Source organism: Streptomyces sp. NPDC092370 (assembly GCF_044755265.1).
Classification (GTDB): domain Bacteria; phylum Actinomycetota; class Actinomycetes; order Streptomycetales; family Streptomycetaceae; genus Streptomyces.
Map to the genome: position 1 here is coordinate 208936 of NZ_JBIVQO010000005.1, position 24811 is coordinate 233746.

The window sequence follows — 24811 nt, forward strand, 5'->3', positions numbered from 1 at the left end:
CGCCGCCTAACCGATGCCGCGCCATCCCTCGGGGTCGATACCACCCGGCACAGGAGTCCCCTCGTCATACGGTCGGCGCGTGAACATGAACGAGCCGAGGTCAAGGTGGCTCACGGACCCGTCCGGCCGCCGCACGACCTTCAGGAGCTCGCCGGCGTAGTAGCCCTCCAGCCCTGTCCAGGTGCCATCACCGTTCGCGCGGAACCTTGAGCGACGGCCACCGCCGGACAACGGCCCCAGGGAGACGTGCCCGTCGGCCGTAAGCCGCAGAGCGAAAGCGTGCGTCCCCCAGTACCACTGGCCCGTCAACTCCAGCAGCGACGAGTCGACCTCGTTCAGCGGCTTCCACGGTACGGGGATGCGTGGCTCCGCTTCGGCGACGATACGGACCAGGTCCGCGGCGACGGGGAACAGCATCGGCCCGGACGTGGCATTGGCCAGGGCGATCGCCGCCACGTCGTCCTCGACGCTGATCATCAGGCAGGCGAGGAAGCCGGGCAACGAACCGGTGTGGCCGACGAGAGACCGTCCGTTCCGCCGCCGGATCTCCATGCCCAGGCAGTAGGCGTAGCCACTCGCCACGTCCGCCGCCTCATGGGGCGCGGCCGGCGTCCTCATCTCCCGCAGCGACTCGGCGCTCAGTACCCGCTCGTCGCCGTTGACCAAGAAGACCGCGAACCGCGCCAAATCGGCCGCGGTCGACCAGAGTTGCCCGGCCGGCGCCATGCGGCCCAGATCCTCGGTGGGTTCGGGAAGCATCACGTCGGCCCACGGATGCACGGCCCAGCCACCCGCATGCGGCGCCTGCGGCCGCACGCTCGTGCGGTGTAGCCCCAGAGGGTCGAGCACCTCACGCCGAAGGACCTCCTCCCAGGGGGCCCCGCGGTGTTTCTCGATGAGTGCGCCGAGCAACGCATAGCCCGGGTTCGAGTAATGGAACCGGCGGCCGGGCGGAGTCAGCAGGGGCCGCTCACCCAGGACGTCGGCGAGTTCGGGACGCAGGGATCCCGGGCTCCGCTCCCACCACGGTCCCGGTGTCTCGGCCGCCAATCCCCCTGTGTGCGCCAGCAGTTCGGCGACGGTCGCCTCTCCCACGCCGGTGCCCGGCAGGTGCTTCTCCAGCGGATCCCCGAGGTCGATTGCGCCCTCGTCGCGTAGCCGCAACACGAGAACCGCCGTGAAGGTCTTGGTGATCGAACCGATCCGGTACTGCACGTTGTCATCCGGCGCATGGGCTTCCACCGAGGTCCGCGCACCCGTCCACACCGTCGTCCCGTCCCGCACGACGGCCGCGACGAGCGACGGAGCCCGTCCCTCGGCCTGCGCGACGGCGATCCGGTGCAGCAGAGCGCGACGTGTGCCGGGGAGCAACTCTCCCTGAGATGTCGTCATGGGCCCAGTCCACCTGGCCCGCAGCCTCTCGTCGAGCACATTCGGAGCGGGCCGCGCGAGGCGGGGTCGGATCAGGTCTGCGCCATGTCCACGAACCGCGAGTAGTGCCCCTGGAAGGCGACCGTGATGGTCGCCGTCGGGCCGTTTCGGTGCTTGGCCACGATCAGGTCGGCCTCGCCCGCACGCGGTGACTCCTTCTCGTAGGCGTCCTCGCGATGCAGCAGGATGACCATGTCGGCGTCCTGCTCGATGGAGCCGGACTCACGCAGATCGGACACCATCGGCTTCTTGTCCGTGCGCTGCTCGGGACCACGGTTCAGCTGGGAGAGGGCGATGACCGGGAGCTCCAGCTCCTTGGCCAGCAGCTTGAGGTTACGGGACATGTCCGAGACCTCCTGCTGACGGCTCTCTGCCCGCTTGGAGCCACCCGACTGCATCAGCTGAAGGTAGTCGATGACGACCAGCCTGAGGTCGTTGCGCTGCTTGAGACGCCGGCACTTGGCGCGGATCTCCATCATCGACAGGTTCGGCGAGTCGTCGATGTAGAGCGGGGCCGCAGAGACGTCGGGCATCCGCCGGGCCAGGCGCGTCCAGTCCTCGTCCGTCATCGTCCCGGACCGCATGTGGTGGAGGGCGACCCGGGCCTCGGCGGACAGCAGACGCATCGCGATCTCGTTGCGCCCCATCTCGAGCGAGAAGATCACACTCGGCAGGTTGTTCTTGATCGAACAGGCCCGCGCGAAGTCCAGGGCGAGTGTGGACTTACCCATGGCGGGACGCGCCGCGATGACGATCATCTGGCCCGGGTGCAGGCCGTTGGTGAGCGAGTCGAAGTCCGTGAACCCGGTCGGCACACCGGTCATCTCGCCGCTGCGCGAACCGATCGCCTCGATCTCGTCGAGCGCGCCTTCCATGATGTCGCCGAGCGGCAGGTAGTCCTCGCTGGTCCGCTGCTCGGTGACCGCGTAGATCTCCGCCTGGGCCCGGTTGACGATCTCGTCGACGTCGTCGTCGGCCGCGTATCCCATCTGCGTGATGCGGGTACCGGCCTCGACCAGGCGGCGCAGCACGGCCCGTTCGTGGACGATCTCCGCGTAGTACGCGGCGTTGGCCGCCGTGGGCACCGTCTGGACGAGGGTGTGCAGATACGACGCCCCGCCGACCTTGTTGATTTCGCCGCGTTTGGTGAGCTCGGCCGCGATCGTGATGGGGTCCGCCGGCTCGCCCTTGGCATAGACGTCGAGGACGGCCTGGTAGATCGTCTCGTGGGCCGGCTTGTAGAAGTCGTGGCCCTTGAGGATCTCCACAACGTCGGCGATGGCGTCCTTGGACAGGAGCATGCCGCCGAGGACGGACTGCTCGGCGTCGATGTCCTGCGGCGGTACACGCTCGAACGACGGGGCCGATCCACCGTCCCACGCCCCGCTGTCCCTGCCGCGCTCGTGCTGTTCGTCGCGGCCCCGGCCTCCGTCTCCGCGCCGGCGGGAGGCGGGCAGACGATCACTGGGACCGCTGTCGGCCCACGGGTCGTCCAAGGGCTCGGAAATGCTCACCGAGCCACCTCCTCCCGTCCGCCGAAGCAGACCTAGCCGTGCCCCTCTGTTCTACGGCACGGCACTGACAAATAAGAGGCCCAACTCCGGTTGGCACACGCCGGTTTTGTGGCGTTCTGAAAACCGGCGGACGGAGCGGGCGCCGGACCACCGTAGGCCTCTCGGCACCGTCAGCCAATCTGGTTATCCACAGGCCATGTGGACGACGGCCCAGATGCTGTGGAGAACTCCTCGAAACCTGTGCACGAGCCGGTGGACAGGCCTGTGAACAAGCAGCGGGTCCGCCGAGGCTGACCCATCTGACCTGCCGTTTTACCGTCCACCGGCTGTGTAGAAGAAAAACTTTCCCAACCGGCCCAAGATCGTCTCGAACAGTGCACAGCAGTGCGCACACCGAGACGGAAAGTAAGGGTCAGAAAAGCTTTGCATCACTTACCTGTGGAAGACTAGATTGGTGCACATGACACAGGCCCCCACGCGCCGCCGACCAGGCCGGAGACAGCACGACCGAGAGATCGTCGCACTGGCCGTACCGGCCTTCGGCGCCCTCGTCGCCGAGCCCCTCTTCCTCATGGCCGACACCGCGATCGTGGGCCATCTGGGCACAGCCCAACTCGCCGGCCTCGGCGTCGCCTCGGCCCTCCTGATGACCGCAGTCAGCGTCTTCGTCTTCCTCGCCTACGCCACCACAGCGGCAGTTGCCCGCCGAGTCGGCGCGGGTGACCTCTCGGCCGCCATCCGGCAGGGCATGGACGGCATCTGGCTGGCACTGCTCCTCGGTGCTGCCGTCGTCGCCGTCGCCCTGCCGACGGCGCCCCACCTCGTGGACCTCTTCGGTGCCTCGGACGCGGCAGCTCCCTACGCGACCACGTATCTGCGCATCTCCGCGCTCGGCATACCGGCAATGCTCGTCGTGCTCGCCGCGACCGGCGTGCTGCGTGGCCTCCAGGACACGAAGACCCCGCTCTACGTCGCCATCGCCGGCTTCATCGCCAACGGTGCCCTCAACGCCGGGCTTGTCTACGGCGCCGACCTGGGGATCGCCGGTTCCGCATGGGGAACCGTCATCGCCCAGTGCGGCATGGCGGCGGTCTACCTCGCCGTAGTGCTACGAGGAGCCCGCAAACACGGCGCTTCGCTGCGCCCGGACGCCGCCGGGATCAGGGCCTCCGCGCAAGCCGGTGTTCCCCTCCTGGTCCGAACCCTCTCCTTGCGGGCGATCCTCATGATCGCCACGGCGATCGCCGCCCGCCTTGGAGATGCCGACATCGCCGCCCACCAGATCATCCTCTCCCTGTGGAGCCTGCTGGCCTTCGCCCTTGATGCCATCGCCATAGCGGGGCAGGCCATCATCGGGCGCTACCTCGGAGCCGGTGACGCCCAAGGCGCCCGAGACGCGTGCCGTCGCATGGTGGAGTGGGGGATCGCCGTCGGCGTCGTGCTCGGAGCACTGGTGGTCATCACCCGGCCGGCATTTCTGCCCTTGTTCACCAGTGACCCAGCGGTCAAGGACATAGCGCTGCCCGCCCTGATCATCGTCGCCCTCTCCCAGCCGATCTCCGGCATCGTCTTCGTTCTGGATGGGGTCCTGATGGGTGCAGGCGACGGACCTTACCTCGCATGGGCCATGCTGCTCACCCTGGCAGTCTTCACACCGGTCGCTCTGCTGGTCCCTGTACTGGGCGGTGGGCTGACCGCCCTCTGGGCCACGATGACGCTGATGATGACCGTACGGATGCTGACGCTGTGGCTCCGCGCCCGCTCGGGGCGCTGGATCGTGACGGGCGCGACGCGCTGACGTGTTTCACGTGAAACGCTGCCTGTTTCACGTGAAACACAGCGAGGTCCACAGAAGGCGTGTTTCACGTGAAACACGGACGCTGTTTTCAGTCAGCAGACACGAATGGGGCCGCACCCCGCAGGGTGCGGCCCCATCCCTTACTGCTTCAGCAAGCGCGGCACTCAGGCCGCGACAACCTCGATGTTGACCTTGGCGGCAACCTCGGGGTGCAGACGCACGGACGTCTCGTGAGCGCCCAGCGTCTTGATCGGCGAGCCGAGCTCGATGCGGCGCTTGTCGACCTCGGGACCACCGGAGGCCTTGATCGCCGAAGCGATGTCGGCCGGCGTGACGGAACCGAAGAGCCGACCGGCGTCGCCGGAGCGAACGGCCAGACGGACCTTGACGCCCTCGAGCTGAGCCTTCACAGAGTTGGCCTGCTCGATGGTCTGGATCTCGTGGATCTTGCGAGCACGACGGATCTGCTCGACGTCCTTCTCGCCACCCTTGGTCCAGCGGATAGCGAACTTCCGCGGGATCAGGTAGTTGCGAGCGTAACCGTCCTTGACGTCAACGACGTCGCCCGCGGCACCGAGGCCGGAGACCTCGTGGGTGAGGATGATCTTCATGAGTCGGTCACCCTTCCCTTATCGCGCGGTGGAGGTGTAGGGCAGCAGCGCCATCTCACGGCTGTTCTTCACGGCCGTGGCGACGTCACGCTGGTGCTGGGTGCAGTTGCCGGTCACGCGGCGGGCACGAATCTTGCCGCGGTCGGAAATGAACTTCCGCAGCATGTTCGTGTCCTTGTAGTCCACGTACGTGACCTTGTCCTTGCAGAAAGCGCAGACCTTCTTCTTCGGCTTGCGCACAGGCGGCTTAGCCATGGTGTTTCTCCTGTGTGATCAAGAAGTATGAGTGCGAACCCACCCTTAGAAGGGGGGCTCGTCCGAGTAGCCGCCGCCACCGCCGCCGCCGGAGTTTCCACCCCAGCCGCCGCCACCGCCCTGGTTGCCACCGGCGGGAGCGCCGGTCGCCCACGGGTCGTCGGCGGGAGCGCCGCCGCCCTGCTGGCCGCCACCGGAGCCGCCGCCCCAGCCGCCGCCACCCTGGGCGCCGCCACCACCGCCGCTGAACCCGCCCTGGCCACCTCGGCCACTGGTCTTGGTGACCTTGGCCGTGGCGTTGCGCAGGCTGGCGCCGACTTCCTCGACGTCCAGCTCGTAGACCGTGCGCTTGACGCCCTCACGGTCCTCGTAGGACCGCTGCTTCAGCCGGCCCTGCACGATGACGCGCATGCCTCGCTGGAGCGACTCCGCGACGTTCTCCGCCGCCTGACGCCAGACCGAGCAGGTCAGAAAGAGGCTCTCGCCGTCCTTCCACTCGTTCGTCTGGCGGTCGAAGGTGCGGGGGGTGGACGCGACACGGAACTTCGCGACCGCCGCACCGGAGGGGGTGAAGCGCAGCTCGGGGTCGTCGACAAGATTGCCGACGACCGTGATGACGGTCTCGCCTGCCATGGGGGAACCTCTCGGCGGGTTTGCTCTGGCTGCTTGCTACTCGAATCCCGGGATCAGCTGAGCTGGAAGCTCAGTGCATCTCGGGACGGAGGACCTTGGTCCGGAGGACCGACTCGTTCAGGTTCATCTGGCGGTCGAGCTCCTTGACGACCGCAGGCTCGGCCTGCAGGTCGATGACCGAGTAGATGCCCTCGGGCTTCTTCTTGATCTCGTACGCGAGACGACGACGGCCCCAGGTGTCGACCTTCTCGACCTTTCCGCCGCCGTCACGGACGACAGACAGGAAGTTCTCGATCAACGGAGAGACAGCGCGCTCCTCGACCTCGGGGTCGAGGATGACCATCACCTCGTAGTGACGCATGTGGAACCCACCTCCTTTGGACTCAGCGGCCACGGTCGTTCCGTGGCAGGAGGGTTGTGATGCGTAGGCAACGGTATCGGCCACCACTGACAGTCGGGGGTTCTGATGAGGAGCCCCTGCCATGACATGGGCAGACACCGGTGCGGACGGTACAGAGTACCCGCACAGCGGCTTGCGGTTGAAATCCGGCCTCCAGGGCAGCCAATCTGTACACATCGGGTGTGTATGGCGCTACGATGCGCCGACTTTCGCAGGAGGTGCCCTATGGCACAGGCATTGCGACCCAACACCGCCGGCGGCCTCTTCGCCACGGACGGCAAGCCCCACCCCCTCCAGGACGCCCTGCTCGCGGTGACCCTGGTCCTGGGCCTCATGTCGTTCCTCACGGCGATCATCGACGAAGACCTGCATGTGCTCAGCTCCTGGGCCGGCCTGGTGGGCATCCTCACGGGCGCGTACGGCCAGTGGATCTCCGAGACGACCCGGGAACGCTTCGGCCTGATCCTGGGCCTGGGCGCCTCGGGTGTCGGGTTCTTCCTGGGCATGGCGCACGGCGGCCTCATCGGCTGACGCCAGACACCCCACTTCGAACTTCGCTCACGCCCCGGCCGGCCTCGGGCCGGGGCGAAGGTCCGTACGCCCAACCGGCGCGCTCCCAAGGCGCAGTAGGCTTCGCGCGAGAGCCGGAGCCCCTGAACCCATGGGGACACACCAGCCCGAGGAGCGCCCCGAATGAGCCTGACCCTGAGGACCATCAGTCGCGAGCAGCATCTGGCCTACATCCAGAGCCTGCCGTCGGCGAGCCACATGCAGGTCCCGGCCTGGGCTGATGTCAAGGCGGAGTGGCGCTCCGAGAACCTCGGATGGTTCGACGACAGCACCGGTGAGATGGTCGGTGCCGGCCTGGTCCTCTATCGGCAGCTTCCCAAGATCAAGCGCTACCTCGCCTACCTGCCCGAGGGCCCGGTCATCAACTGGTTCGCGCCGAATCTGCAGGAGTGGCTCGAGCCGATGCTGGCGCACCTGAAGCAGCAGGGCGCCTTCTCCGTGAAGATGGGCCCGCCGGTGATCATCCGGCGTTGGGAGGCACCCTCCATCAAGCAGGGCATCCAGAACCCCGACGTGAAGCGCCTGCGGGACATCGAGGCGGACCACATCGAGCCGCGTGCCTTCGAGGTCGCCGACAAGCTGCGCCGCATGGGCTGGCAGCAGGGTGAGGACGGTGGCGCCGGCTTCGGCGACGTCCAGCCCCGCTACGTGTACCAGGTGCCGCTGGCGAACCGCTCCCTGGAAGAGGTCCACAAGAACTTCAACCAGCTGTGGCGCCGCAACATCAAGAAGGCCGAGAAGGCCGGCGTCGAGGTCGTCCAGGGCGGTTACCAGGACCTCGAGGAATGGCAGCGGCTGTACGAGATCACGGCCGTGCGCGACCACTTCCGCCCGCGCCCGCTGTCGTACTTCCAGCGCATGTGGACGGCCCTCAACACCGAGGACCCCAACCGCATGCGGCTGTATTTCGCCCGGCACAACGGTGTGAACCTGTCAGCGGCGACGATGCTGATCGTCGGTGGACACGTCTGGTACTCCTACGGCGCCTCCGACAACATCGGCCGCGAGGTCCGGCCCTCGAACGCGATGCAGTGGCGGATGCTGCGCGACGCCTACGCGCTCGGCGCCACCGTCTACGACCTGCGCGGCATCTCCGATTCGCTGGACGAGACCGACCACCTCTTCGGTCTCATCCAGTTCAAGGTGGGTACCGGCGGCCAGGCGGCCGAGTACCTCGGCGAGTGGGACTTCCCGCTGAACAAGCTGCTGCACAAGGCGCTCGACATCTACATGTCGCGTCGCTGATGTCCCGTTCAGTGCTTCTATACCTCTGACACACGGCAACCGCTGATACACGGCGACCACGAGAAAGGTTCCAGGTCCGGCCATGGCGCTCACGCTCTACGTCGACACCGCGCGCTGGCGTGCGCACCACAAGCAGGTGCAGGAGCAGTTCCCGGGCCTCGTGCCGGTCTGCAAGGGCAACGGCTACGGCTTCGGGCACGAGCGGCTGGCGGAGGAGGCCACACGGCTGGGCTCGGACATCCTCGCCGTCGGCACGACGTACGAGGCCGCCCGGATCAAGGACTGGTTCAGCGGGGACCTGCTGGTGCTGACGCCCTACCGGCGCGGTGAGGAGCCGGTGCCGCTGCCGGACCGGGTCATCCGCTCCGTCTCGTCGATAGACGGTGTGTACGGCCTGGTCGGCGCCCGCGTGGTGATCGAGGTCATGTCCTCGATGAAGCGGCACGGCATCAGCGAGCAGGACCTGGCCCAGCTGCACGCCGCCATCGAGAACGTCCGCCTGGAGGGCTTCGCCATCCACCTGCCGCTGGACCGCACCGACGGCTCGGACGCCGTCGAAGAGGTCATCGGCTGGATGGACCGGCTGCGTGCCGCCCGGCTGCCCCTGCACACCATGTTCGTCAGCCACCTCAAGGCCGACGAGCTCGCCCGGCTCCAGCAGCAGTTCCCGCAGACCCGGTTCCGGGCCCGCATCGGCACGCGGCTGTGGCTCGGGGACCACGACGCCACCCAGTACCGCGGCGCGGTGCTGGACGTCACGCGGGTCGCCAAGGGCGACCGCTTCGGCTACCGCCAGCAGAAGGCCGCCTCCGACGGCTTCCTGGTGGTCGTGGCGGGCGGTACGTCGCACGGAGTGGGTCTGGAGGCTCCCAAGGCGCTGCACGGCGTCATGCCGCGCGCCAAGGGCGTCGCCCGCGCCGGCCTCGCGACGGTGAACCGGAACCTTTCCCCGTTCGTCTGGGGCGGCAAGCAGCGCTGGTTCGCGGAGCCGCCGCACATGCAGGTCTCGATCCTGTTCGTGCCGGCGGACGCGCCGGAGCCGAAGGTCGGCGATGAGCTCGTGGCCCATCTGCGCCACACCACCACGCAGTTCGACCGGATCATGGACCACTGACCGGCGCGACGCGGCATCCCTCGCCACGCAGCAAGAAGGTCGTACACGGCTCCCCGTGTACGACCTTTGGCGTTCCCGGCTACGGCATCCCCCGCCGTTCGCTCAGAGCGAACCGTCCGTGGCGCCCGGCCTGCCCCACTCGACCGACGGCCCGTCGAACTGGGCGGTCATGCGCCGTCGTGCGCGGGCAGCGGGGCCGAGAACGAAGACGTCTTCGGCCGTGTCGAGCACTCCACCCGAGGGGTCGTCGGCACCGGACCGCCGCACCGGGTCCCGCTCCGGCATGAAGATGTCCCGGACGACCATCACGCACAGGTACAGCGTCCCCAGCAGATGGAGACCGATGGCCCAGTGGTAACCGTCGGTGGGAAGACCCTTGTGGGCCTCTCCGCTGGTCGTGTACGCGAGGTACAGCCAGATCCCCAGGAAGTACGCCACCTCGCAGGCCTGCCAGATCAGGAAGTCCCGCCACTTCGGCCGGGCGAGAACGGCCAGCGGCACCAGCCACAGGACGTACTGCGGCGAGTACACCTTGTTGGTGAGGATGAACGCCGCCACGATCAGGAAGGCGAGCTGGGCGAACCGCGGGCGGCGCGGGGCGGTCAGCCCGAGCGCCGCGACAGCCGCACAGCACAACAGCATCAGCAGCGTGGCCAGTGTGTTGACGGTGTCGGTGCTGAGCGGGTCGTCCGAGTTCTGCGCCATGATCAGCCAGAACGAGCCGAAGTCGACGCCCCGCTCCTGGCTGAACGTGTAGAACTTCGACCAGCCCTCGAAGGCGAAGAGCATCACCGGCCCGTTCACGACCACCCACGCGACGATCGCGCCGCCCAGAGCCGTCCCGAACTCACGCCACCTGCCCGCACGCCAGCACAGCACCATCAGCGGCCCCAGGAGCAGGAAGGGGTAGAGCTTGGCGGCCGTGGCGAGCCCCAGCAGGACGCCGAAAGCGAGGGAACGACCACGTGACCACATCAGCATCGCCGCGGCCGTCAGAGCGACCGCGAGCAGGTCCCAGTTGATGGTGGCGGTCAGGGCCGCGGCGGGCGCCAGGGCGATCAGCAGGCCGTCCCAGGGGCGCCGGGCGTGGGTACGGGTGACGCAGACGGCGATGACCGACGCACACACCATGAGCATCCCGGCATTGACCATCCAGTACCACTGCTCCTGGTACTGGATGGTGCCGCTGCCGGGCGTGAGCCAGGAGGCGACCTCCATGAAGACACCGGTGAGAACCGGGTACTCCAGGTACTGCATGTCGCCGGGAAGCCGGTCGAAGTACGGCACGAGCCCGTCGGCGAAACCGCGCCCCTGGTAGAGGTGGGGGATGTCCGAGTAGCACGCATGCGTGTACTGGGAACTCGCGCCGAAGAACCAGGCGCCGTTGTAGCAGGGCGCCTTCTGGACCAGGCCGAGGGCGAACATACCGATCGCCACCAGCGCGATCACCCGCACGGGAGTCCACCAGGACGTCCCGAGCAGGGCACGCCGCCCGAGCGGGCCGCCGATCAGCTCGCTGCCGGCTGCGGCGACCTCGTCCTCCTGGGTCGGCCGCACCGGGTCCGGCTCGTGGACGCTGGCTTGCGTCGATTCTGCACTGGGCATGCCGCACATCCTGCCGTACGTGTCTGGCCATACGCCGAGGGCCGCCGTACCCAAGAGGGGACGGCGGCCCTTGTTTCACGTGAAACACCTTCGCGTTTCACGCGAAACACCCAAGCCGGGCGAACTGTCGGCGGCTATCCCTCGGGGCCTCCGAAGATGCCTCCGTTGCCATTGCCTCTGGTGTTGCCACCGTCCAGGTTCGTATCGGTTGGCGAGGGCTCGGTGGACGCCCCTCCGTCTGTGCCCCCGTTGCCGGTGCCGCCGTTCTGCGCGCCACCGTCGTCCTCGCATCCGAAGAACCCGCAGGTCTCGCTCGGCGACGGCGACGGAGACGTCGGGCTCTCGCTGGGCGTGGCGCTCGGCGACTCGGTCACCGTCTCACTGGGCTCCGCACTGGGCGTCGGCGTCGGCGACGGGGCACCCGCCTCGTGCTGGATCTCGCCGATCTCCTCGGCCTCAGGGAAGCCGAGGTCGGGCTCATCCTCCAGTGCGGCCTTCATGTACTCGGTCCACACCAGTGTCGGGACGTCACCACCGTGGATGGACTTCTCACCGGCCGTGCCGTTCATGGAGAGCAGCTTGGCGCTCTTGGGGTCCTCACGGAACATCGCGACCGAGGTCGACAGCTGCTGGGTGTAGCCGACGAACCAGGCCGACTTGTTCTCGTCCGTGGTACCGGTCTTGCCGGCCGCCGTACGGCCCAGGGAGAGCGCCTTCTTGCCCGTACCGTTCTGGATGACGTTCTCCAGGACGTTCGTGACGTTGTTGGCCACGTTCTCGGGGATCGCCCGCGTGACCCTCGGCTTCTTGAAGCCCTGTACGTCCTGACCGTTGTACTTGACGCTGGTCACCGAGTACGGGGCGGCCTGCTTGCCCGCTGCGGCGAACGTCGCGTAGGCGTCGGCCATACGGATCGCACTGGGAGTCGACGTACCGAGTGCGAATGAAGCGTTGAGATCGGCGAAGCTGCTCCTCAGGATGCCGGACTTCTCGGCCAGGTCCGCCACGTTCTTCATCCCCACATCCATGCCGAGCTGCACGAACGGGGTGTTGACCGACTGCTCCATCGCCTTGTACAGGGAGATGTAGCCCCAGGGATAGTCACTCTCGTTCTCCTGGAAGAACGGGGTGTTGTCCTTCTTCAGGACATAAGAGCCGTCGTTGTTCTTGACCTTGAGATGGTCGTTGCCGTTGTACTTGCTCAGCGGTGAGAGAGGGCCGTTACTCCGGTAGGTGCCGCGCTCCATCGCCGCGGCGAGCACGAACGGCTTCCACGTCGAACCGACGGGGACGCCCGAGGTGTCCGCGTTGTTGTTGAAGTGGCCGTTCTCGAAGCCCGCACCGCCGTAGAGCGCGACGATCGCGCCGTCGTTGGGCTTCACCGACGCCGCACCGAACTGGACGTGCTTGTCCAGCTCACGCTTCTTCGGGTCGAGTTTCTCCTTCTCGACCGTCTTGACCGCCCTCGCCAGCGCCTCGACGTTCTCCTTCTTGAAGGTCGTCTTGATCTGGTAGCCGCCCAGGTCGAACTGCTTCTCGGAGATGTTGGAGTTGTTCAGCACATACTTCTTGGCCGTGTCCACCAGGTACCCGATCTGGCCGGTCATGCCCTTGGACGCCTTGCGGTCCTGGGGCGTGGGGTACCTCTTGATCGCTTTCTGGTACTCCGCGTCCGTGATCCTCTTGTCGTTGTGCATCTGCTCGAGGATCCAGCTCCAACGAGCTTCGGAGCGCTTGCGGTTGGCCGTGGGGGTCGCCGTCTTGTCGATGCCGTCATTACCCGCGGGGTCGTAGTACGTCGGACCCTTGAGCAGGGCGGCGAGGAAGGCACACTCACTCGGTTCGAGCTTGTCCGCGTTCTTGCCGTAGTACGCCTGCGCGGCAGCCTGGATGCCGTAAGCGCCACGACCGTAGTACGAGGTGTTCAAGTAGCCCTGGAGGATCACCGGCTTGGGAACCTTCGTGCCCACCTTGATGGAGATGAACATCTCCTTGAACTTACGGCTGACCGTCTGTTCCTGGCTCAGGTAGGTGTTCTTGACGAACTGCTGGGTGATCGTCGAACCGCCCTGCGTGTCACCGCCCCGGGCCATGTTCGCCAGGGCGCGGGCGATGCCCATGGGGTCGACGCCGGAGTCCTCGTAGAAGCTCTTGTTCTCGGCCGAGATCACCGCCCACTGCATGGCCTTCGGGATCCGGGCGATCGTGACGTTCTGCCGGTTCTGACCGCTGCCCGCCGCAACCATCTGGGTGCCGTCGGCCCAGTAGTAGACGTTGTTCTGCGACAGGGCCGCGGCGTTCTCCTCGTTGGGGACGCCGACCATGGCGTAGCCGATGCCCGCCACGGCCACCAGGCTGCCGAAGAAGCCGATGCACAGGCCGGAGACGAGCTTCCAGGACGGCATCCAGCGCTGCCAGCCGTACTTGCCGGCTCGCGGATAGTCGATCAGCCGTTTCTTGTCGGGGACGTCGGCCGCGCGTCCCCTGCCCCGGCCGGGCCCGTTCGGGCCGCCGGGACCGGCACGCCGACCGCCTCGGGTCGGTTCGGCCGCTCTGCGGCGGTTACCCCCCGTGCTTCTCTGCGCCGCGCGGCGGGCCTCGGCACGGCCGCCGTACTGACGCTCCTCACCCCCTGAGTCGTAGACGTCCGACCCATAGGAGTCGGACGGAGACCCGGTGGCGCCTCGCGGTGCCGCACGGCGGCCGGAGGACGAGCCGGACTGGCCGCGTCGGGCCGCGGCACGTCCGCCTCCCTGCGGCTGCGGCGGTTTGCGACGGTGCTCGCTCATCGAACGACTACTCCTCGGGCAGGCGCACCCTTGCGCGCCTGGAAACGGCGGCTGGTTTCCGGTCCCCCCGAAGTACGGATGCGGTCGGCTCCGCATTCATCGGTCCCGTATGCACCCGTACTACACCGGGGACGACGACGCTCTCAGGCGTCACTCGGTTCCCGGTGATGTGCATGGCGCACAGACTACGCACCGTCAAAACCCGCCGAGCCCCGAACTTCACCTCAAATCAGGCAACTCGCCTCCGACGAATCGGTGATGTGATCCCGTTCACCCACCCCGCTCTTGTCGCATCCGGAAGGCCGTTCTATCGTCGAGATGTATCGGTTCGATACATCAGCACGACACATCGGGCCGAGACATCGGTCCGATACATGCGCACCGCGGCGAGAGGAGGCGACGATGAGCCGGCGTTCCGGGATCCTCGAGTTCGCCGTACTCGGTCTGCTCCGCGAATCCCCGATGCACGGGTACGAGCTGCGCAAGCGGCTCAACACATCGCTGGGTGTGTTCCGTGCGTTCAGCTACGGGACGCTCTATCCCTGTCTCAAGACGCTGGTCGCCAACGGCTGGCTGATCGAGGAGCCGGGGAACACCCCCGAGGACGCCCTCGCCGCCCCCCTCGCGGGCCGCCGGGCAAAGATCGTCTACCGATTGACGGCTGAGGGCAAGGAGCACTTCGAGCAGCTGCTCTCGCAGACCGGGCCCGACGCGTACGAGGACGAGACCTTCGCCGCCCGTTTCGCCTTCTTCGGGCAGACCTCACGCGATGTCCGCATGCGCGTGCTGGAGGGCCGCCGCAGCCGGCTGGAGGAGCGCCTGGAGAAGATGAGCGCTTCCCTCGCCCGGACCCGGGAGCGCCTGGACGACTACACGCTCGAGCTCCAGCGCCACGGGATGGAGTCCGTCGAGCGCGAGGTGCGCTGGCTGAACGAGCTGATCGAGAGCGAGCGAGCGGGGCGGGACCTCAAGGGTCCGGCCACCGCGGAGCCCGACTCGCATGACACCACATCTGGAGCGTCGGGCGGCCTGCCCCGGCCGGGGAACGACCCCCGGCCGGATACGTCCGACGACACCGCCACGTGAGAGCCCGTTCAGGGCCTCACTCGTACACACAGGGAGCAACCGGAATGGGTTCGGTTCGCGTAGCCATCGTCGGTGTGGGCAACTGTGCCGCATCGCTGGTGCAGGGAGTCGAGTACTACAAGGACGCCGACCCGGCGTCCAAGGTGCCGGGCCTGATGCACGTCCAGTTCGGCGACTACCACGTCCGCGACGTCGAGTTCGTCGCCGCGTTCGACGTGGACGCCAAGAAGGTCGGCCTCGACCTGGCGGATGCCATCGGCGCCTCCGAGAACAACACCATCAAGATCTGCGACGTACCCAGCACCGGTGTGGCGGTGCAGCGCGGCCACACCCTCGACGGCCTCGGCAAGTATTACCGGGAGACCATCGAGGAGTCGGCCGAGGAGCCGGTCGACGTCGTCCAGATCCTCAAGGACCGGCAGGTCGACGTCCTCGTCTGCTACCTGCCCGTCGGTTCCGAGGACGCGGCGAAGTTCTACGCGCAGTGCGCCATCGACGCGAAGGTCGCCTTCGTCAACGCCCTTCCGGTCTTCATCGCCGGCACCAAGGAGTGGGCGGACAAGTTCACCGAGGCGGGCGTGCCGATCGTCGGTGACGACATCAAGTCCCAGGTGGGCGCCACCATCACGCACCGTGTGATGGCGAAGCTGTTCGAGGACCGGGGTGTCGTCCTGGACCGCACGATGCAGCTGAACGTCGGCGGCAACATGGACTTCAAGAACATGCTCGAGCGCGACCGCCTCGAGTCGAAGAAGATCTCCAAGACGCAGGCTGTCACCTCCCAGATCCGCGACCGCGATCTGGGCGAGGGCAACGTCCACATCGGCCCGTCCGACTACGTCGCCTGGCTGGACGACCGCAAGTGGGCCTACGTCCGTCTCGAGGGTCGCGCCTTCGGTGACGTCCCGCTGAACCTGGAGTACAAGCTCGAGGTCTGGGACTCCCCGAACTCCGCCGGCGTCATCATCGACGCCGTGCGCGCCGCGAAGATCGCCAAGGACCGCGGCATCGGCGGCCCCGTGCTCTCCGCGTCGAGCTACTTCATGAAGTCCCCGCCCGTGCAGTACTTCGACGACGAGGCCCGCGAGAACGTCGAGAAGTTCATCAAGGGTGAGGTCGAGCGCTGACGCGCCGCAACCAGTCGCTCCTGCCAGGGCTGTGAGGGTCCCCGGGTCGTACGACCCGGGGACCCTCCCCGTATGTGAGGCTGGTCCCATGGCCGTCGTCCGTGACCTGCGCGTCCTGTTGCGCTTCCAAGGTTTCCGGCGCCTGCTCGGCGTGCGCCTGCTGTCCCAGGGTGCTGACGGCGTCTACCAGGTCGCACTCGCCGCGTACGTGGTCTTCTCGCCGGAGAAGCAGACCTCGGCGGCCGCGGTCGCCTCCGCGATGGCGGTGCTGCTGCTCCCGTACTCCCTCGTCGGCCCCTTCGCCGGTGTCCTGCTGGACCGCTGGCGGCGCCGTCAGGTCCTGCTGTTCGGCAGTCTGTTGCGCGCGCTGCTGGCCTGCTCGACGGCCGTACTGATCCTCAGTCCGGCTCCGGACTGGCTCTTCTACGTCTCGGCGCTGTGCGTCACCGCCGTCAACCGCTTCGTCCTGTCCGGCCTGTCGGCCGCCCTGCCGCGTGTGGTCGACGCCGATCGCCTGGTCCTCGCCAACTCCCTCTCACCGACCGCCGGAACCCTGGCGGCGACCGCGGGTGGCGGACTCGCCTTCGTCGTGCGCCTGGTGGTGGCGGACTCCGACGCCGCCGTGGTGCTCGTGGGAGCGGGTCTCTATCTGTGCGCGGCCCTGGCGTCGCTGAGCATGGCGCGTGAACTCCTCGGTCCGGACCGGCCCTTGGCGCGTGAGCGGATCGGGACAGCCCTCACGGACACCGCTCGCGACCTGGCGGCCGGCGTGCGTCATCTGGCGGCGCCACAGCGCCGCGAGGCCGCCTGGGCCCTCGCGGCGATGTCGCTCATGCGGTTCTGCTACGGCGCCCTGCTGGTCATGCTGCTGATGCTGTGCCGGTACGCCCTCACCTCGACCACAGACGACGGACTCACGTTGCTGGGGCTGGCGTTGGGCGTCTCCGGCGCCGGGTTCTTCGCGGCGGCCGTGGTGACCCCCTGGGCCGCGGGGCGGCTCGGTCCGGGGCGCTGGATCGTCGTGTGCGCGGGGGCGGCGGCGCTGCTGGAGCCTGCCCTCGGGCTGCCGTTCGCCACCGCCCCGCTGCTGGCCGCGGCCTTCGTCCTGGGGCTGACCACCCAGGGCGCGAAGATCGCCACGGACACCATCGTCCAGTCCTGTGTCGAGGACGGCTTCCGTGGCCGGATCTTCTCGGTGTACGACGTACTCTTCAACGTCTTCTTCGTCGGCGCGGCCGCTGTGGCGGCCCTGATGCTGCCGCCGGACGGCCGATCCGTGCCGCTGGTGATCACGATCGCCGTTATCTACGCGGCAGTAGCTGTCACTACGGCCCGATTTGGCCGTCCGTAAGTGTCACATCAATGACACAGGGCCACTTCTGCCTACTGCGTTGTCAGTGGGGACCGCTACCTTACGTGAGTCTTATCTCGCGACATGTTCGCGTCACTCACCATGATCCAGGGGGACCTCAAGTGACCATTCCGCCGCCGCAGGGCAATCCGTTCGCACAAGGTCAGCCCACGGCTGCACCCCAGGCTCCGTTCCCGCCGCAGGGCGGTTACCCCCAGCAGCCCGGGCAGCCCGGCTTCCCGCCCCAGGGCGCCGGTCCGGTCCCCCCGCCGCCCCCCACCCGACGCTTCAGCAAGAAGCTTCTGCGCATCGTCGGGTTCATCGTCGTCGCGATCATCATCGCCGTGATCAAGTGGCAGTTCGGCAAGACCGACGCGGAGACCACATCCGTGGGCAGCTGCATGCACAACAAGGGCACGCAGTCCCAGCCGGACCTGTCGACGGTCGACTGCTCATCCAGTGACGCCCAGTACGAAGTCGTCGAGAAGTTCGACAACACCAGCGATGGCGACAAGTGCAGGGCCGTCAAGGAATCCCAGATCGCGTATTACCAGTCGGGCGACAACCACGATGTCGTTCTCTGCCTGAAGACCGTCAAGTAGAGCCAGAAGCACAGGGGCCGGTGTTTCACGTGAAACACCGGCCCCTGTGTACGCCTCAGCATGAGCCGCCGGGCTCATGTTTCACGTGAAACATGCCCCCCGTTCGCGGCCTCAGCTCTCCTGCCCGGCCCACCACTCCTTGAGTGCGGCCACCGCGGCGTCCGGCTCCATCGGACCGTTCTCCAGGCGCAGCTCCAGCATGTGCTGGTACGCACGGCCGATGACCGGACCGGGACCCACCCCGAGGATCTCCATGATCTGGTTGCCGTCCAGGTCCGGACGGATCGAGTCCAGCTCCTCCTGCTCCTGCAGCTTGGCGATCCGCTCCTCCAGCCCGTCGTACGCACGCGACAGAGCCGCCGCCTTGCGCTTGTTCCGGGTCGTGCAGTCCGAGCGGGTCAGCTTGTGGAGGCGGTCGAGGAGCGGGCCGGCATCACGGACGTAGCGTCGAACCGCCGAGTCCGTCCACTCACCGGTGCCGTAGCCGTGGAAGCGCAGGTGAAGTTCGACCAGACGTGAGACGTCCTTCACCAGCTCGTTGGAGTACTTCAGGGCCGTCATGCGCTTCTTGGTCATCTTCGCCCCAACCACCTCGTGGTGGTGGAACGAGACCCGGCCGTCCTTCTCGAACCGGCGGGTGCGCGGCTTGCCGATGTCATGCAGCAGGGCAGCCAGGCGGAGGGTGAGGTCAGGACCGTCCTCCTCCAGTGCCATCGCCTGCTCCAGGACGATCAGCGTGTGGTCGTAGACGTCCTTGTGGCGGTGGTGCTCGTCACGCTCCAGCCGCAGGGCCGGCAACTCGGGCATCACGCGATCGGCGAGGCCCGTCTCGACGAGCAGCGTCAGGCCCTTGCGCGGCTGTGCGGAGAGGACCAGCTTGTTCAGCTCGTCCCGTACCCGCTCGGCCGAGACGATGTCGATACGCCCGGCCATCTCCGTCATCGCCGTGACGACCTCGGGGGCGACCTCGAAGTCGAGCTGAGCCGCGAAGCGCGCGGCCCTCATCATGCGCAGCGGGTCGTCCGAGAAGGACTCCTCCGGGGTGCCGGGCGTACGCAGCACACGCGCCGCGAGATCCTCGAGCCCGCCGTGGGGGTCGACGAACTCCTTCTGGGGCAGCGCCACCGCCATCGCGTTCACCGTGAAGTCACGTCGGACCAGATCCTCCTCGATGGAGTCTCCGTAGGACACCTCGGGCTTGCGCGAGGTGCGGTCGTAGGCCTCCGAGCGGTAGGTGGTCACCTCGATCTGGTAGCCGTCCTTGTGGGCACCGACCGTGCCGAAAGCGATCCCGACCTCCCAGACGGCATCCGCCCAGGGACGCACGATCTTGAGGACGTCCTGGGGGCGGGCGTCGGTCGTGAAGTCCAGATCATTGCCGAGCCGGCCCAGGAGGGCATCCCGTACCGAGCCACCGACCAGGGCGAGGGAGAACCCGGCCTCCTGGAAACGGCGGGCGAGGTCGTCGGCGACAGGAGCGACCCGCAGCAGTTCACTCACCGCGCGGTGCTGCACCTGACTCAGGGCACTGGACGTTTCTTCGTTGGCGTTCGGCACAACAGAAGAGGGTACGTGGCCCGGGCCACCGCGAGCTCCTCCTGTTCCTCGTGCGGAAGCATGGGGACAGGTCCGTTGTCCACGCACAACCAACCCCGTGAGCCGTAAAGAACCGCTTCCTTCCATAGGGCCACATACCGGACAACAGGGTGCTGGTCGGCGATCTTGTGGAACGGACCGCGGCACTTCCCCTCAGCGCGCATCGTTACCATGCGTGGACGCACATTCCGACGACCACTGACGACGACGAGGGACGGACGAGCGCGTGGCCGAGGCGGCAGACTTCCAGGGGACCAGTGCCTCACCTGCCCGCCGGTGGCTGCGGCGCACCGGGGCACTGTTCGCCGGGGCGCCCCTGCTGGCCGGAATCCTCCAGTTGCCCGCCGCCACACCGGCGGACGCGGCCGGGCAGGAGTCCCCGCAGGCTGCTGCCTCCAACGCGGGCTCGGTATCGGTCGCGGTCGACTCGCTCACCCCCAGTGCCCCCTCCGAGAGCGACACGGTCACCGTGTCGGGCACGGTGACCAACAACGGCAAGCAGACGGTCACCGATGCCCATGTCGACCTTCAGGTCGGCCCCCCGCTGGAGACCCGCTCGGCGATCGACACTCTCGCCAAGAAGAGCGACGCCCTCCAGGGGCCCTCCGGGGAAAAGGTCGGCGGCAAGTACACCGAGAAGTTCTCCGCGCTCACCCCCGGCGTCGCGCGACCCTTCAGCATCTCCGTGCCGGCCGACAAGCTGGATCTCGGCCGTGACGGTGTCTATCAGCTGGCCGTCGCGCTCTCCGGGGAGACCGCCGCGCAGCCCTGGGACCGGGTTCTCGGCGTCCGGCGCACCTTCCTGCCGTGGCATCCGGAGGAGGCGGACACCAAGACGAAGACCACGTTCCTGTGGCCTCTCGTCTCCAGCGCCCACATGGCCGCCGAGACGGGGTCGAACGAGCAGCAGACGCCGGTCTTCAGCGACGAGGAGCTCGCCGAGGAGATCGCCCCGGGTGGGCGCCTCGATCAGATGGTGTCGCTGGGCAAGGGCCTCGACATCACCTGGGTGATCGACCCGGATCTGCTGGCGTCCGTCGACGCGATGACGGGGAGCTACCAGGTGCGCGGTACGGACGGCACCACCACTCCGGGCAGGAACCAGGAGGTCGCCAAGCACTGGCTGGCCGAACTCCAGCAGGCGGTCACGGGCGAGGAGGTGGCCGCCCTGCCGTTCGGCGACCCGGACCTGGCCTCCCTCGCCCACAACGGCACGAACGTCACCGGCTCGCTCAGTCACCTCAAGGAAGCCACCGACGTCGCCGCCAAAACGGTGGACACGATCCTCCACGTGAAACCGTCCACGGACTTCGCCTGGCCGGTGGACGGCGCCGTCGATCCGTCGATCGTGAAGGTCGCCACGTCCGCGGGTGCCGACAAGGTGATCGCCCGCAGCGACAGCCTCCAGGACAACCTGTCGTACACGCCCTCCGCTGCCCGGCCCATCGGCGGCGGCACCACGGCCGTGGTCGCGGACTCCCGCATGTCCACGGCGTTCCAGGGCGACCTGACCAGGGCCTCCGCCTCCACACTCGCCGTGCAGCGCTTCCTGGCCCAGAGCCTGACGCTGAGCCTGCAGACCGGCAAGCAGCGCAGCGTCGTCATCGCCCCGCAGCGGATGCCGTCCGTGAGTCAGGCGCAGGCCATGGCGGAGGCCTTGGCGGCACTCCAGGGCGGGAACTGGTCCGAGTCGCAGGACCTCACGGCCGCCGCCAAGGCCAAGCCCGACCCGGCTGCCCAGACGAGGGTGCCGCCGGCCTCCGCGTACCCCCCCGCGTTGCGCAGGCAGGAGCTGCCACGGGCCGCCTTCGAGCAGATCGCCAGGACCCAGGGCAAGCTCGACAAGTTCAAGGTGATCCTCACCCGCCAGTCCCGGGTGGTGACACCGTTCGGGCGGGCCATGAACCGCGAGATGTCCACGTCGTGGCGCGGCCTGGGCGTCGCAGCCGTGGGGTACCGGGATGGCATCGAGTCGTACCTCAACGGGCTGATCGACGGGGTCAAGCTGATCCAGAAGTCGGAGACCAAGCTCTCCGGCCGCAGCGCCACGATCCCCGTGACCGTCCAGAACAATCTGGTCCAGGGCGTCGAGCACCTGCAGCTCCGGCTCACGTCGACGAACCCCACGCGACTCAAGATCGGCGGCGCCGCCTATGAGGAGCAGCATGTCACCGTCAATGGCGGCCACGCCCAGTCGGTGAAGTTCACCACATCGGCCAACGCCAACGGTCGGGCGAAAGTCGTCGCCCAGCTGTACACGGAGGACGGCCAGAGGTACGGCGCTCCGGTCGTCTTCGACGTGAGGGTCACCGAGGTCACGCCCACAGTGATGCTGGTCATCGGTGGCGGCGTCCTGCTCCTGGTCCTCGCCGGCTTCCGTATGTACACCCAGCGCAAGCGCGCCGCCGCCCGCGAGGCCGCCGAGAGCGACGCTGCCGAGGCTGGCGCCGAGGACGACGATTCGCAGAGCCGGGCGGCCGCTCCGCAGAACCCCGAGACCTCCGGGGCACGTCCCGAGGAGGAGGAGACCGGGGCCGCCTCACGGACGGGCGCTTCGGAGCAGCCGAGTGACCCGGCCCCGGACACCGCAGCGGAAAGCGCCGACCCGTCCGGCACGGGTGAGAGAGTGGACCGTTGAGAAGTCGTGGCCGGTGGGCCCGGGACGATGAGGTGGGGTAACCATGAACGCGCCGTACGACGGTGACCGCGGCCAGGCCGCGGGCAGCTCGGGCTACCCCGATGCGGGCGGGCCTGAGGGCTCACCGCCCGAGCACGGCCAAGTGCCGGCGCAGCCGCCCGCGGACATCTACCTCCAGGACGCCTACGGCCAGGAGCCCTACCGGGCACAGGACCCCGCCGCCCAGGACCCGGCCGGCGAGGCGCTCTACGACCGCGCCGCGCACCCGCCGCCCCCTCCCGGCTCGTACCAGCCACAGCAGCAGCTCTACGGCCAGCCGCCGCAGTCGCCGTACGCGCCCGATCCGCAGGTGTGGGCGCAGACGCCCCCGCCGGAACCGGACGGCCCGACGCGGCACCTGCCGTACGGCGACGACGCCCGCACCACCCAGTTCATGGGCGTGGACGACCTCGTCTCCCAGGCGGGTGAGCCGCGCCAGGAGCCGGACGCGTTCGCGCATCTCTTCCGGGACCAGCAGCAGAGCAGCGGCCACCCGTCCTACGAGTCGCCGTCGGTCCCCGGTCCCTCCCCGGCCCCGGGACAGATGGCACAGGGCCCGTACGCACCGCAGGAGCAGTACGCGGCGCCCGGCCGGACCGCGGCGGCAACGCCCCTCGTGGACGAAACACCGGCCCCTGAACCCGCCGCCTCGTCCGCTCCCAAGAAGGGCGGACGCGCCGCGGGCCTGATGAAGTCCAGCGCCGTGATGGCGGCGGGCACGATGGTCTCCCGCCTCACCGGCTTCATCCGCTCCGCGCTGATCGTGTCGGCGCTGGGCGTGGGCCTCCTCGGCGACACCTTCCAGGTCGCCTACCAGCTGCCGACGATGATCTACATCCTCACCGTCGGCGGTGGTCTCAATTCCGTCTTCGTGCCGCAGCTCGTGCGCGCCATGAAGCAGGACGAGGACGGCGGCGAGGCGTACGCCAACCGCCTGCTCACCCTGGTCATCGTGACGCTCGGCGCCCTCACCGCGCTCTCGGTCGTCGGTGCGCCGCTCCTGATCCGCGTGCTGTCCGACCCGGTCGCCAGCGATCCGGCGGCGAACCAGGTCGCCGTCACCTTCGCCCAGTACTTCCTGCCCACCATCTTCTTCATGGGCGTCCACGTGGTGATGGGCCAGATCCTCAACGCCCGCGGCAAGTTCGGCGCGATGATGTGGACCCCGGTCCTGAACAACATCGTCATCATCGTGACGCTGGGCATGTTCATCTACGTCTACGGCACCGCGGCCGACTCCGGGATGAAGGTCGCCAACATCCCGCCGGAGGGCCAGCGCCTGCTCGGCATCGGCGTCCTGCTCGGCCTCGTGGTCCAGGCACTCGCGATGATCCCCTACCTGCGCGAGACCGGCTTCCGGTTGCGGCTGCGCTTCGACTGGAAGGACCAGGGCCTCGGCAAGGCCGTCACGCTCGCCAAGTGGACGGTCCTGTTCGTCCTCGCCAACCAGGCGGGCGCGATGATCGTCATCCAGTTGTCCACCGCGGCGGGCAAGGCCTCACCGGTCGACGGCACCGGCTTCTCCGCCTACGCCAACGCCCAGCTGATCTGGGGCCTGCCCCAGGCCATCATCACGGTCTCCCTCATGGCCGCCCTGCTGCCGCGTCTGTCGCGCTCGGCCGTCGAGGGCGACGGGGGCGCCGTCCGCGACGACATCTCCCAGGGCCTGCGCACCACGGCGGTCGCGATCGTGCCGATCGCGTTCGGTTTCCTCTCCCTCGGCATCCCGATGTGCACGCTGATGTTCGGTTCCTCGGGCACCAGCGAGGCCACCAACATGGGCTTCATGCTGATGGCGTTCGGGCTCGGTCTGATCCCGTACTCCGTGCAGTACGTGGTCCTGCGTGCCTTCTACGCCTACGAGGACACCCGAACTCCCTTCTACAACACGGTCATCGTGGCCGCGGTCAACGCGGGCGCCTCGGCGATCTGCTACTTCGTGATCCCATCCCGCTGGGCCGTGGTCGGTATGGCCGCCTCCTACGGCCTGGCCTACGCGATCGGCGTCGGTGTCGCCTGGCGCCGACTGCGCAAGCGGCTCGGCGGAGACCTCGACGGAGCCCGGGTCCTGCGGACTTACGCCCGGCTGTGCATCGCGTCCGTCCCGGCCGCCCTGCTCAGCGGCGCGGCCTGCTACGGCATCGGCCACTCGCTCGGCCAGGGCCCCGCAGGCTCGTTCGCCGCGGTCCTGGCAGGCGGCGCCGTGCTCCTCGTGGTCTTCTTCGTCGCCGCCCGCCGTATGCGCATCGAGGAACTCAACTCGCTGGTCGGCATGGTCCGCGGACGCCTGGGACGCTGAGTCGGGGGGTAGGCGCACAACCATCGTCGGCCACCGCGTGTCGTGCATAGCGGCGGACTGTGGGCACAATTGGTTTCGGCGTCGGACGGCGCGCAACGGAAGTCGGGC

Annotated in this window: 19 protein-coding genes; 10 read left to right on the forward strand and 9 right to left on the reverse strand. The window is 68.0% G+C overall.

The annotated features are described in order from the left end of the window. Positions 1-6 precede the first annotated feature (6 nt). Entirely contained in the window at positions 7-1392 is a 1386-nt protein-coding gene (locus ACIQHQ_RS17860) for a serine hydrolase domain-containing protein (RefSeq protein WP_402612854.1), read from the reverse strand. 71 nt (positions 1393-1463) lie between these two features. Continuing rightward, complete coding sequence (dnaB, locus tag ACIQHQ_RS17865) at positions 1464-2945, reverse strand: replicative DNA helicase (protein WP_402612855.1); 1482 nt, start codon at positions 2943-2945, stop codon at positions 1464-1466. Between the two features lie 460 nt (positions 2946-3405). On the opposite strand from dnaB, the gene ACIQHQ_RS17870 reads away from it, so the two are divergent. Continuing rightward, positions 3406-4743 (forward strand): MATE family efflux transporter, encoded by a 1338-nt coding sequence (locus tag ACIQHQ_RS17870; RefSeq protein WP_402612856.1) that lies wholly within the window; start codon positions 3406-3408, stop codon positions 4741-4743. Between the two features lie 164 nt (positions 4744-4907). Here the strand turns inward: ACIQHQ_RS17870 and rplI are convergent, their stop codons facing one another. The 4 genes from rplI to rpsF form a co-directional block, all read right to left on the reverse strand. Further along, complete coding sequence (gene rplI, locus ACIQHQ_RS17875; protein WP_062927880.1) at positions 4908-5354, reverse strand: 50S ribosomal protein L9; 447 nt, start codon at positions 5352-5354, stop codon at positions 4908-4910. An 18-nt stretch (positions 5355-5372) separates the two neighbouring features. Beyond that, entirely contained in the window at positions 5373-5609 is a 237-nt protein-coding gene (gene rpsR / locus ACIQHQ_RS17880; protein ID WP_003949403.1) for a 30S ribosomal protein S18, read from the reverse strand. 45 nt (positions 5610-5654) lie between these two features. Beyond that, positions 5655-6242: a single-stranded DNA-binding protein gene (locus ACIQHQ_RS17885; RefSeq protein WP_402612857.1), complete on the reverse strand. Its 588-nt coding sequence runs from the start codon at positions 6240-6242 to the stop codon at positions 5655-5657. Between the two features lie 70 nt (positions 6243-6312). Next, complete coding sequence (gene rpsF / locus ACIQHQ_RS17890) at positions 6313-6603, reverse strand: 30S ribosomal protein S6 (protein WP_104779105.1); 291 nt, start codon at positions 6601-6603, stop codon at positions 6313-6315. Positions 6604-6867: 264 nt separating this feature from the next. Between rpsF and ACIQHQ_RS17895 the strand changes: the two genes are divergently transcribed. The 3 genes from ACIQHQ_RS17895 (at position 6868) to ACIQHQ_RS17905 (ending at position 9571) form a co-directional block, all read left to right on the forward strand. After that, positions 6868-7173, forward strand: a complete 306-nt coding sequence (locus tag ACIQHQ_RS17895; RefSeq protein ID WP_402612858.1) for a hypothetical protein — start codon at positions 6868-6870, stop codon at positions 7171-7173. Between the two features lie 162 nt (positions 7174-7335). After that, positions 7336-8457, forward strand: a complete 1122-nt coding sequence (gene femX, locus ACIQHQ_RS17900; RefSeq protein WP_402612859.1) for a peptidoglycan bridge formation glycyltransferase FemX — start codon at positions 7336-7338, stop codon at positions 8455-8457. Positions 8458-8539: 82 nt separating this feature from the next. Next, positions 8540-9571: an alanine racemase gene (locus tag ACIQHQ_RS17905; protein WP_402612860.1), complete on the forward strand. Its 1032-nt coding sequence runs from the start codon at positions 8540-8542 to the stop codon at positions 9569-9571. 102 nt (positions 9572-9673) lie between these two features. On the opposite strand, the gene ACIQHQ_RS17910 is transcribed toward ACIQHQ_RS17905, so the two are convergent. Continuing rightward, positions 9674-11185, reverse strand: coding sequence for a glycosyltransferase family 87 protein (locus ACIQHQ_RS17910; protein ID WP_402612861.1), 1512 nt, complete (start codon positions 11183-11185; stop codon positions 9674-9676). 125 nt (positions 11186-11310) lie between these two features. Beyond that, positions 11311-13965 (reverse strand): transglycosylase domain-containing protein, encoded by a 2655-nt coding sequence (locus ACIQHQ_RS17915; RefSeq protein ID WP_402612862.1) that lies wholly within the window; start codon positions 13963-13965, stop codon positions 11311-11313. A gap of 402 nt (positions 13966-14367) precedes the next feature. On the opposite strand from ACIQHQ_RS17915, the gene ACIQHQ_RS17920 reads away from it, so the two are divergent. The 4 genes from ACIQHQ_RS17920 (at position 14368) to ACIQHQ_RS17935 (ending at position 18131) form a co-directional block, all read left to right on the forward strand. After that, entirely contained in the window at positions 14368-15051 is a 684-nt protein-coding gene (locus ACIQHQ_RS17920) for a PadR family transcriptional regulator (RefSeq protein WP_402612863.1), read from the forward strand. Between the two features lie 44 nt (positions 15052-15095). Beyond that, the gene (locus tag ACIQHQ_RS17925; protein WP_402612864.1) at positions 15096-16178 is read left to right on the forward strand and encodes an inositol-3-phosphate synthase; all 1083 of its coding nucleotides are present in this window, start codon (positions 15096-15098) and stop codon (positions 16176-16178) included. An 88-nt stretch (positions 16179-16266) separates the two neighbouring features. Next, complete coding sequence (locus ACIQHQ_RS17930) at positions 16267-17529, forward strand: MFS transporter (protein WP_402612865.1); 1263 nt, start codon at positions 16267-16269, stop codon at positions 17527-17529. Positions 17530-17651: 122 nt separating this feature from the next. Beyond that, entirely contained in the window at positions 17652-18131 is a 480-nt protein-coding gene (locus ACIQHQ_RS17935) for a hypothetical protein (protein ID WP_402612866.1), read from the forward strand. Positions 18132-18242: 111 nt separating this feature from the next. On the opposite strand, the gene ACIQHQ_RS17940 is transcribed toward ACIQHQ_RS17935, so the two are convergent. After that, positions 18243-19688 carry a CCA tRNA nucleotidyltransferase gene (locus ACIQHQ_RS17940; RefSeq protein WP_402612867.1) on the reverse strand — a complete coding sequence of 482 codons (1446 nt, stop codon included), beginning with the start codon at positions 19686-19688 and terminating at the stop codon, positions 18243-18245. A gap of 265 nt (positions 19689-19953) precedes the next feature. On the opposite strand from ACIQHQ_RS17940, the gene ACIQHQ_RS17945 reads away from it, so the two are divergent. Further along, a complete protein-coding gene (locus tag ACIQHQ_RS17945; protein WP_402612868.1) occupies positions 19954-22365 on the forward strand; it encodes a DUF6049 family protein in 2412 nt (803 codons plus the stop codon). A gap of 43 nt (positions 22366-22408) precedes the next feature. After that, positions 22409-24703: a murein biosynthesis integral membrane protein MurJ gene (murJ, locus tag ACIQHQ_RS17950; RefSeq protein ID WP_402612869.1), complete on the forward strand. Its 2295-nt coding sequence runs from the start codon at positions 22409-22411 to the stop codon at positions 24701-24703. The last annotated feature ends 108 nt before the right edge of the window (positions 24704-24811 follow it).

Coding starts and splice junctions, on each gene's coding strand:
- rpsF (WP_104779105.1), bottom strand. CDS start 6,603: ATGCGTCACTACGAGGTGATGGTCATCCTCGACCCCGAGGTCGAGGAG.
- rpsR (WP_003949403.1), bottom strand. CDS start 5,609: ATGGCTAAGCCGCCTGTGCGCAAGCCGAAGAAGAAGGTCTGCGCTTTC.
- ACIQHQ_RS17870 (WP_402612856.1), top strand. CDS start 3,406: ATGACACAGGCCCCCACGCGCCGCCGACCAGGCCGGAGACAGCACGAC.
- femX (WP_402612859.1), top strand. CDS start 7,336: ATGAGCCTGACCCTGAGGACCATCAGTCGCGAGCAGCATCTGGCCTAC.
- murJ (WP_402612869.1), top strand. CDS start 22,409: ATGAACGCGCCGTACGACGGTGACCGCGGCCAGGCCGCGGGCAGCTCG.
- ACIQHQ_RS17925 (WP_402612864.1), top strand. CDS start 15,096: ATGGGTTCGGTTCGCGTAGCCATCGTCGGTGTGGGCAACTGTGCCGCA.
- ACIQHQ_RS17905 (WP_402612860.1), top strand. CDS start 8,540: ATGGCGCTCACGCTCTACGTCGACACCGCGCGCTGGCGTGCGCACCAC.
- ACIQHQ_RS17930 (WP_402612865.1), top strand. CDS start 16,267: ATGGCCGTCGTCCGTGACCTGCGCGTCCTGTTGCGCTTCCAAGGTTTC.
- ACIQHQ_RS17885 (WP_402612857.1), bottom strand. CDS start 6,242: ATGGCAGGCGAGACCGTCATCACGGTCGTCGGCAATCTTGTCGACGAC.
- ACIQHQ_RS17860 (WP_402612854.1), bottom strand. CDS start 1,392: ATGACGACATCTCAGGGAGAGTTGCTCCCCGGCACACGTCGCGCTCTG.
- ACIQHQ_RS17910 (WP_402612861.1), bottom strand. CDS start 11,185: ATGTGCGGCATGCCCAGTGCAGAATCGACGCAAGCCAGCGTCCACGAG.
- ACIQHQ_RS17895 (WP_402612858.1), top strand. CDS start 6,868: ATGGCACAGGCATTGCGACCCAACACCGCCGGCGGCCTCTTCGCCACG.
- ACIQHQ_RS17915 (WP_402612862.1), bottom strand. CDS start 13,965: ATGAGCGAGCACCGTCGCAAACCGCCGCAGCCGCAGGGAGGCGGACGT.
- ACIQHQ_RS17920 (WP_402612863.1), top strand. CDS start 14,368: ATGAGCCGGCGTTCCGGGATCCTCGAGTTCGCCGTACTCGGTCTGCTC.
- rplI (WP_062927880.1), bottom strand. CDS start 5,354: ATGAAGATCATCCTCACCCACGAGGTCTCCGGCCTCGGTGCCGCGGGC.